Origin of the sequence: Mycobacterium sp. ACS4054 (assembly GCF_001667275.1) — a bacterium.
In the GTDB taxonomy this organism is placed as follows: domain Bacteria; phylum Actinomycetota; class Actinomycetes; order Mycobacteriales; family Mycobacteriaceae; genus Mycobacterium.
In genome coordinates this window covers 1-559 of record NZ_LZHV01000013.1, presented here as the reverse complement: position 1 = coordinate 559, position 559 = coordinate 1, and the positions used below count along the sequence as shown (strand labels likewise).

2 protein-coding genes are annotated in these 559 nt (G+C 61.5%); both read left to right on the top strand.

Annotation, left to right across the window (positions count from 1 at the left end; genetic code table 11):
* Window positions 1-297: a WXG100 family type VII secretion target gene (locus A5730_RS01790; protein WP_007771418.1), complete on the top strand. Its 297-nt coding sequence runs from the start codon at window positions 1-3 to the stop codon at window positions 295-297.
* Between the two features lie 50 nt (window positions 298-347).
* Window positions 348-559, top strand: a 212-nt coding sequence (locus A5730_RS01785; protein ID WP_067306347.1) for a WXG100 family type VII secretion target, incomplete at its 3' end; no start/stop codon positions are given.

The window sequence follows — 559 nt, the reverse complement described above, 5'->3', positions numbered from 1 at the left end:
ATGGCAACTCGTTTTATGACCGACCCGCACGAGATGCGGGCGATGGCGGGCCGCTTTGAGGTGCACGCCCAGACCGTTGAGGACGAGGCTCGCAAGATGTGGGCGTCCTCGATGAACATCGCGGGTTCGGGCTGGAGCGGTCAGGCGCAGGCGACCTCGTACGACACCATGGGTCAGGTCAACCAGGCCTTCCGCAACATCGTCAACATGCTCCACGGTGTGCGCGACGGTCTGATTCGCGACGCGAACAACTACGAGCAGCAAGAGCAGGCCTCGCAGCAAATCCTCGGCAGCTAGCGCTAAAAACCGCGGCTGCGTACCATTCCAGACATTAGGAGAACACCGTTATGACAATCAATTACCAGTTCGGCGATGTCGACGCCCACGGTGCCTTGATCCGCGCCCAGGCCGCGTCTTTGGAGGCTGAGCACCAGGCCATCGTTCGCGATGTGCTTGCTGCGGGTGACTTCTGGGGCGGTGCCGGTTCGGTGGCCTGCCAGGAGTTCATCACCCAGTTGGGTCGCAACTTCCAGGTGATCTACGAGCAGGCCAACGCCCA

Coding starts and splice junctions, on each gene's coding strand:
- A5730_RS01790 (WP_007771418.1), top strand. CDS start 1: ATGGCAACTCGTTTTATGACCGACCCGCACGAGATGCGGGCGATGGCG.